The organism is Pseudomonas sp. QTF5 (assembly GCF_000512695.2).
GTDB lineage: Bacteria > Pseudomonadota > Gammaproteobacteria > Pseudomonadales > Pseudomonadaceae > Aquipseudomonas.
On sequence record NZ_AZRW02000027.1, the window covers coordinates 70,472 to 78,021 of the forward strand.

The 7,550-nt window shown below is 59.7% G+C and carries 8 protein-coding genes; 5 read left to right on the top strand and 3 right to left on the bottom strand.

Annotated features, from left to right (window positions below; genetic code table 11):
* Nucleotides 1–98 precede the first annotated feature (98 nt).
* From IC37_RS20030 to IC37_RS20040, 3 genes are read left to right on the top strand one after another with little or no spacing between them, the layout of a single operon-like run.
* Complete coding sequence (locus IC37_RS20030) at nt 99–1,007, top strand: ABC transporter permease (RefSeq protein WP_030128156.1); 909 nt, start codon at nt 99–101, stop codon at nt 1,005–1,007.
* Nucleotides 1,004–1,852 (top strand): ABC transporter permease, encoded by an 849-nt coding sequence (locus tag IC37_RS20035; protein WP_030128155.1) that lies wholly within the window; start codon nt 1,004–1,006, stop codon nt 1,850–1,852. The genes IC37_RS20030 and IC37_RS20035 overlap by 4 nt, the downstream gene beginning before the upstream one ends.
* A gap of 13 nt (nt 1,853–1,865) precedes the next feature.
* The gene (locus IC37_RS20040; protein ID WP_030128154.1) at nt 1,866–2,921 is read left to right on the top strand and encodes an ABC transporter ATP-binding protein; all 1,056 of its coding nucleotides are present in this window, start codon (nt 1,866–1,868) and stop codon (nt 2,919–2,921) included.
* Between the two features lie 151 nt (nt 2,922–3,072).
* Here IC37_RS20040 and IC37_RS20045 read toward each other — a convergent pair whose 3' ends face one another.
* Nucleotides 3,073–4,002, bottom strand: coding sequence for an AraC family transcriptional regulator (locus IC37_RS20045; RefSeq protein ID WP_030128153.1), 930 nt, complete (start codon nt 4,000–4,002; stop codon nt 3,073–3,075).
* A 425-nt stretch (nt 4,003–4,427) separates the two neighbouring features.
* Between IC37_RS20045 and IC37_RS20050 the strand changes: the two genes are divergently transcribed.
* The gene (locus IC37_RS20050; protein ID WP_030128152.1) at nt 4,428–4,781 is read left to right on the top strand and encodes a putative quinol monooxygenase; all 354 of its coding nucleotides are present in this window, start codon (nt 4,428–4,430) and stop codon (nt 4,779–4,781) included.
* A 41-nt stretch (nt 4,782–4,822) separates the two neighbouring features.
* Nucleotides 4,823–5,053: a hypothetical protein gene (locus IC37_RS20055; protein WP_030128151.1), complete on the top strand. Its 231-nt coding sequence runs from the start codon at nt 4,823–4,825 to the stop codon at nt 5,051–5,053.
* Here the strand turns inward: IC37_RS20055 and IC37_RS20060 are convergent, their stop codons facing one another.
* Both IC37_RS20060 and IC37_RS20065 read right to left on the bottom strand, forming a co-directional pair.
* On the bottom strand, nt 5,054–5,683 hold the full coding sequence (locus tag IC37_RS20060) for a flavin reductase family protein (RefSeq protein WP_019651399.1): 630 nt from the start codon (nt 5,681–5,683) through the stop codon (nt 5,054–5,056).
* 190 nt (nt 5,684–5,873) lie between these two features.
* Nucleotides 5,874–7,193, bottom strand: a complete 1,320-nt coding sequence (locus IC37_RS20065; RefSeq protein ID WP_030128150.1) for an MFS transporter — start codon at nt 7,191–7,193, stop codon at nt 5,874–5,876.
* Between the last annotated feature and the right edge of the window lie 357 nt (nt 7,194–7,550).

The following is a 7,550-nucleotide window of genomic DNA, read 5'->3' on the forward strand; positions in this document are numbered from 1 at the left end:
GACAGATCGCTATCGCGGGCAAGCCCGCTCCCACAGGTGTCGAAGTGGCCTGAAGTCTTGTGTTCGCTCAGCTGCTTTCCATTGACGAGACCCTTGCTATGGAACACCAACCTCTGACCCATCCGGTAAGCGCCGCACCAGTGCGCATTAATCGGGGTGTCTCACCGACGGCGCGCGCCTGGCTTTTCCTCTCGCCGTCGATGCTGTTTCTCGGCGTGCTGATTGCCGCCAGCCTGCTGGTGCTGCGCATGAGCGTCGGCACCAAAGGCGCGGAGTGGACCGGGTTCAGCCTGGCCAGTTACGCCCAATTGCTGGAACCCTATTACCTCAAATCGTTGCTGCTGACGTTGCGCCTGGCTCTGATCAGCGCGGTGATTGCGGTGCTGCTGGCGATCCCGGTGGCCTACACCATGTCACGGCTGACCTCACCGTTTGTGCGGCGGATCTTCCTCGCGGCGGTGCTGCTGCCATTACTGGTCAACCTGTTGCTGCAAAGCTACGGCTGGCTGGTGATTCTCGGCCCCGGCGGCATGCTCAATCAGGCGCTGATGGGCCTGGGCCTGATCAAGCGCCCGATCATGCTGCTGTACAACCAGAACGGCGTATTGATGGGCCTGGTGCAAACCGCCTTCCCGTTGGCCGTGCTGCCGATTGCCAGCGCCATGCGCGGCGTCGCCCGCACTTACGAAGAAGCCGCTGCCACCCTCGGCGCCAGTCGCTTGCAGGTGTTTCGCCAGGTTGTGTTGCCGATGAGTTTGCCGGGGATTATCACTGGCGCGACATTGGTGTTCGCCTACAACGCCAGCAGTTTTGTGGTGCCGCTGCTGCTCGGTGGTCGGCGGGTGCCGATGCTGGCGGTGATGGTGCATGACCAGATCGCCCCGCTGATGAACTGGCCCGCCGCGTCCGCTGCCGGTGTGGTGCTGATCGTTACCACCCTGGCGATCATGACCTTGTCCGAATACATCACTGGCCGTCGTCGGCGCATGCTGGAGGCTTCGCAATGAGCACCCTGATCAAGAAGCGTCAGTCGCTGTTGCCGGGCGATACCGGCAAGTTCGCCGGCATCTTGTCGGGCTTCATTCTGCTGCTGGCGGTGCTGCCGATTTTGACCATGATCGTCATGTCGTTCAGCGGCGCGTCGAACCTCGACTTCCCGCCCAGCAGCTACAGCCTGCAATGGTACAAAGCCGCCTGGAACACCTTCGTGTCGCCGGATTCCAGCGATGTGCTGAGCCTCGGCAAAGCCATGACCACCAGTTTGATGGTGGCCTGCCTGACCATGATTTTCGCCACGATTATCGCGGTGCCGGCAGCCTATGCCCTGACCCGTTGCGAGTTCCGCGGCAAGGCCGTGGCGCTGCAATTGATGTCGCTGCCACTGGTGTTCCCGATGGTGGTGTTGGGCCTGGCTTTGCTGCTGGTGTTCGACAGTCTGCCGTTCCACATCACCACCTCGCGATTGGTAATTGCCCACGTGATTCTGGCGCTGCCGTTCGTGGTGAAAAACTGCACCGCGGCGATGCTCTCCATCGGCAGCGAAGTCGAAGAGGCCGCGCAAATGCTCGGCGCTTCACCGACTCGGGCGATTGTCGATGTGGTGGTGCCGTTGATGAAGTCGGGGATTCTGGCGGGCATGCTGCTGGCGTTCATCGTCTCGTTCAACGAATTCACCGTGACCTATTTCCTCTACACCATCGACGTCATGACCGTGCCGATCTGGATGTACAGCCGCACCGTGTCTTCGCTTGACCCTACCGTTTTCTCGTTTGCCGTGCTGATCGTGCTGATCGACTTCGTCCTCATTTGGGCGTTGGAGAAGCTGGTTGGCGAAGGTGGCGTTTCCTTTTGATTTGAGGTGCAACATGACTGGTCTGATTCTGGAAAACGTCGAGAAACATTACGGCTCGGCCTGCGCGGTAAAAGATGTGAACCTGCATTTGCCGGAGGGCAAACTGGTGTGTTTTCTCGGCCCTTCGGGCTGCGGTAAAACCACTTTGCTGCGGATGATTGCCGGGCTGGAGACCCTGACCGGTGGCGAGATTCGCCTGGACGGTGAGGACATCGGCTATACGCCGGCGCACCAGCGCAATTTCGGCATGGTGTTTCAATCGCTGGCGCTGTTTCCGCACATGACGGTGGGGGAGAACATTGCCTATCCGCTGAAACTGCGCGGGGTCAGCAAGGCTGATCAACAGGCGCGGGTGGTGGAGTTGCTGGAGCTGATTCAGCTGCAGGAAATGATTGATCGCCCGGTGGCGAAACTCTCCGGCGGTCAGCGTCAGCGCGTAGCGATTGCCCGAGCGATTGCGTCGCGGCCGAAGATCCTCCTGCTCGACGAACCGCTGTCGGCGCTGGACGCCAAGCTGCGTGAGTCGATGCAGGTGGAAATCCGTCAGCTGCAACAGCGTTTGAACATCACCACCATCATGGTCACCCACGACCAGCGCGAAGCCATGACCATGGCCGACATCGTAGTGGTGCTGGGTGAGCATCGGGTGCAGCAGGTGGGTACGCCGATTGAAATCTATCGGCATCCGGCCAATGAATTCGTTGCGGACTTTATCGGTTCGGGGAACATTTTCCCGGCCACGGCGCTGGGCAACGGCAAGGTCAGCTTGCCCGGTGGCGACGCCCTGCAAGTGCCGATCTGCAGCAGCATTGTGGTGGGGGAGAAGGTGAAGATGCTAATTCGCCCGGAAGACCTGCAACTGTCGCAACCCCAGGCCACGGCGGGGAATCGCTTGCTCGGCAAGGTGACGTTTGTGCGGGATATCGGGGCGACGATTGAAACGACTGTCGAGTGTTCCGGGGTGTCGTTTACCGCGTTGAGCACGCCGTGTCAGGGGGTTGGGTTGAGCATTGGCAATCCGGTGTCGGTGACATTGCCGGCTGAGGCTTGCCGCGTGTTGAGCGCCTGACTTTAGAGGTGGGTTGCTCTGACTGGCCCCATCGCGGGCAAGCCCGCTCCCACAGTGGCCGGTGGTGTTAACAAATCTCGTGTCCACCGCAAAAACCTGTGGGAGCGGGCTTGCCCGCGATGGGGCCATCAGCCACACAACAAATGCCAGATCAAACCGACAACCGCAACCGCGCCAAATCCCGGAGCGGTGGCGCGCCAAACAATCGGCTGTACTCCCGGCTGAATTGCGAAGGGCTTTCATACCCCACCCGATAACCCGCCGCCGAAGCTTCCAGCCCTTCAGCCAGCATCAACCGCCGCGCTTCTTGCAGGCGCAACTGCTTCTGATACTGCAGCGGACTCATCGCCGTCATCGCCTTGAACCGGTGATGCAATGTCGACACGCTCAGGTTCACTTCCCGCGCCAGATCATCGATGCGCAGCGGTTGCTCATAATTGCCGTTGAGCCATTTGATCGCCTGGCTGATGCGATGGCTCTGGCTGTTGGCGATGGCAATTTCATACAGCCGATGACCCTGTTGGCTGCGCAACAGCCGATACAGAATCTCCCGGCGAATCAGCGGCGCCAGCATGGCAATGTCTTTCGGTGTATCCAGCAAACGCGCCAGACGTAGCACGGCATCGAGCATTGCCGTGTCGATCTGCTCGACATACAGGCCGCGGCCAGTGGGGCGTGTGGGTACGCCCATGGGGCCGGCGTCGGCAATCAGCGCGCTGATTTCCGCCGGGTCGATGTCCAGCCGCACGGCGAGGATCGGTTCCTCGGGCGAGACATTCACCACCCGCCCGCTCAACGGCATCGAGACCGACACCACCAGGTAATTCAGCGGATCGTAATTGAAGTATTCATCCGCCAGCCGCACTTCCTTGCGCCCCTGGGCCATGATGCACAGGGCCGGTTGCGCCAGCACTGGGGCGAAGTCATGGTTTTTACTGTGGCGCGACATGAACAGCGAACCGACGGCGGTGGCATAAGTGCCATCCTCCATCGTGTTACGACGGATGAGAGCGGCCAGTTCCGCGCGCTGTTTTTCCATGTCGGCATCCAGCGGGGCTTGAAAATGATCGAGCGACGACATGCACGGCTTCCTCAGAGGAGGTGGAATGGTGCAGAGCATAGGTTTGTGCAAGCCGAGGCGGTAGACACATTCTGCCAAATACTTGCCTGATTCTGCATGGGATGGATCTGCGCTTCAACGTTTGCCTGGCGCGGCTTTGCTTTTGTAGGAGCTGCCGAAGGCTGCGATCTTTTGACTTGGTCTTTCAAAATCAAAAGATCGCAGCCTGCGGCAGCTCCTACACGAGTTCGGCACACTTGCTCGAATCTCATATGACAGTGCCATGACCGTGGTTTACAGCTTGTTACAAGTGGCGATGACAGCCGCGCAGGATTGTGCAACAAGCCGGCAGGAATCGACTAACGGCGACCAGGGCGCGCCGCCTAATCTTGGATCCTGTCGCAGCCCGTCCCCGGCTGCCACTGGATGACCTGGGAGGGTTGAACATGTCTACGCAAATCCCCGTCAGTCATATGGCCTTCGTTCGCGCCCGCGCCGGGCGTTCGGCAGAACTCGGTGCGCGCCTGAGCGCCCTGATTGAGCCGTCGCGCAACGCGCCAGGTTGCCTGAGCTTCGCCCTGCAGCACTCGCAATGCGATCCAGAGCTGTGGCTGGTGTCCGGTTTCTGGGACAACCAACAGGCCATGACCGCTTACTTCGGCAGCCCGGCGATGCAGATTTTTGCTGAGCTGGTGCAGGAGCTGGTGGTCAACAGCCTGGATTTCCATACCTTCAAGGATGTCTCGGCGGCTCAGGCCCTTGGCCAGTCCCAGGCAGCGGTACACAAACTCGCCGGTTGAGGGTTTAATGGCGCAATTCTCCATTAGCCAGGATCCGCGACATGGCACGCAAAGCCTTTGAACACTTCGAAGCCGTTTCAGCAGTAGTACCGGGCGAGGGCGGTTACCACGCCGCGATTGCCGTCAAAGCCCTCGGCGGTTCCGGTGCCCCGCGTTTTCACAAAGTGCTGGAAAGCCAGACCTTCAAGACCGCTCATGAAGCCGACGAGGCCGCGGCCAAAGAGCTGACCCGCCTCAAAGACGTTAAAGAAGACGCCGACCTGCTCTGGTAATTACTTGACCGCCCCCGGGCGGAACATTTTGAACAATGCCTCTGGCCCCAGCTGAAAGTAATCCGCCGGCCCGCCGCCGCGCAGAATCGGTTCTGCCGCGGCGGTGTCGTACACCCCATCCTTCAACAGCCACTTGGCGATGTGCACGGCAACCACTTCGCCGAGAATCAGCCAGCTCGGCACCACTTCCTTGTTTGCGCGCTGCAACTGAATGATCTGCGTGACCTTGCACTCAAAGGACACCGGGCTTTCGGCAACCCGTGGCACCTGAATGATTTTCGACGCAGCGGTGGTCAGCCCGGACAGTTCGAACTCGTCTACTTCAGGCCCGACCATGGCGCAGCTCTGGTTCATCTGCTCGGCCAGCGGCCGGGTCGCCAGGTTCCAGGCGAATTCGCCGGTCTGCTCGATGTTGTTCAGGCTGTCTTTGCGCCCGACGCTGGAAAAACCAATGATCGGCGGGATGTAGTTGAAGGCGTTGAAAAAACTGTAGGGCGCCAGGTTCAAGCGACCGTTGGCGTCCTGGGAGGAAATCCAGCCGATAGGGCGCGGGCCGACGATGGCGTTGAACGGGTCATGCGGCAGGCCGTGGCCGTTGGCGGGTTCGTAGAAGTGGATATCGTCGGGCATGTGAATTCCTGGAGTCGTTCGGGAGGCGATCATGGTGCAAGGGCCAGCGGCATATTTCCAGTCCATCCTCGATCACTGTGGGAGCGGGCAAGCCCGCTCCCGCAGGGTTTTGTGTCGAACCCGGTATTTTGCTTTCCCCCAGAAACGACCAAGCCCGACCAAGGCCGGGCTGTGGTGTTGCATTCAGGGATTAGTCCGTCTCGATCCGCGAATGCTTGCGGGTGTCTTTCATGGTGATGTACACCAGCAACGACACCGCGATGCATGCCGTGACATACCAGTAGTAACCGGTTTCCATGCCGATGCTCTTGAACCACAGCGCGATGTATTCAGCGGTGCCGCCGAAGATCGATACGGTCAGCGCATACGGCAGGCCAACACCCAGGGCGCGGATTTCGGTCGGGAACAGTTCAGCTTTCACCACCGCGTTGATCGAGGTGTAACCGCTGACGATGATCAGCGCCGCCATGATCAGGAAAAACGCGCCCCACCAGGTAGTGATGGTGTGCAGGGTGGTCAGGATCGGCACGGTGAACAGCGTTCCCAGAATGCCGAAGGCAATCAGGATCGGTCGGCGCCCGATTTTATCCGACAGCCCGCCGATGATTGGTTGCAAACACATGAACAGGAACAGCGTGGCTGCGGAAATGGTGGTGGAGTCGGAAATGCTCATGCCGACGGTGTTCACCAGGTATTTCTGCATGTACGTGGTGTAGGTGTAGAACGCCAGCGTGCCGCCCATGGTCAGGCCGACCACGGTCATCAGTTCCTTCGGATGACGCATCAAGGTGCGCATCGCGCTTTCCTTGGACTTTTCTTTCTTGGTGAACGACTCGGTTTCTTCCATACCGCGACGCAGGTACAGCGCGACCACGGCACACAGCGCGCCGATGGCGAACGGGATGCGCCAGCCCCAGGCGTACAGCTCCTCGGTGGTCAGAGTGTTTTGCAGCACGATCAGCACGCCCAGCGCTATGAGTTGACCGGAGATCAGAGTCACGTACTGGAAGCTGGAGAAGAAGCCACGGCGTTCCTTGGTGGCCATCTCGCTCAGGTAAGTGGCCGAGGTGCCGTACTCGCCACCGACCGACAGGCCTTGCAGCAAACGGGCGAACACCAGCAGGATCGGCGCGCCGATACCGATGGTTTCGTAGCTCGGGCTCAGGGCGATCAGCAGCGAGCCGAAGCACATCAGGTAAACCGAGGCCATCAGGGCCTTTTTGCGTCCGACTTTGTCGGCATACAGGCCCATCAGCCAGCCACCGATCGGGCGCATCAGGAAGCCCACGGCGAAGATCGCGGCGGTGTTCAGCAGTTGTGCGGTGGTGTCGCCTTTGGGGAAAAAGGTCTTGGCGAAATACAAAGAGAAGGCGGCATAGACATACCAGTCGTACCACTCGACCATGTTGCCGACAGAGCCGCTGAAGATCGATTTGATGCGACTGGCGGTGGTTCTTGGTTTGGTCGATGCGGCAGCCGACCCAAGAGGCAAGGCGTTGGAGTTATCCATTGAAGGATCCTTCGTTTAATTGTTTTTGTGGAGCGCGTTAAAACGCAGCCTGCTGGAGCTATAGCAGGAGCTGTGCCAAGGAGAGGAGGGCTGGTTTAGAGGGGTTGCGGGGAATTGGTGAGCGGAAATCCGCTTATGCCGGACTGGGCGTGAGCGGAAAATTGCTTATCCGGCTTGTGGATTTGTATCGTTTGTACCGGCCTCTTCGCGGGCAAGCCCGCTCCCACAGTGACCGAGTTGAACAAAGATTTTGTGTACGACACTGAACACTGTGGGAGCGGGCTTGCCCGCGAAGGAGAGTGTCAGATTTTTTGTGTGCGGGCCGGTAACGGCCTGCCGTCAGGCAGGCCTTCATTT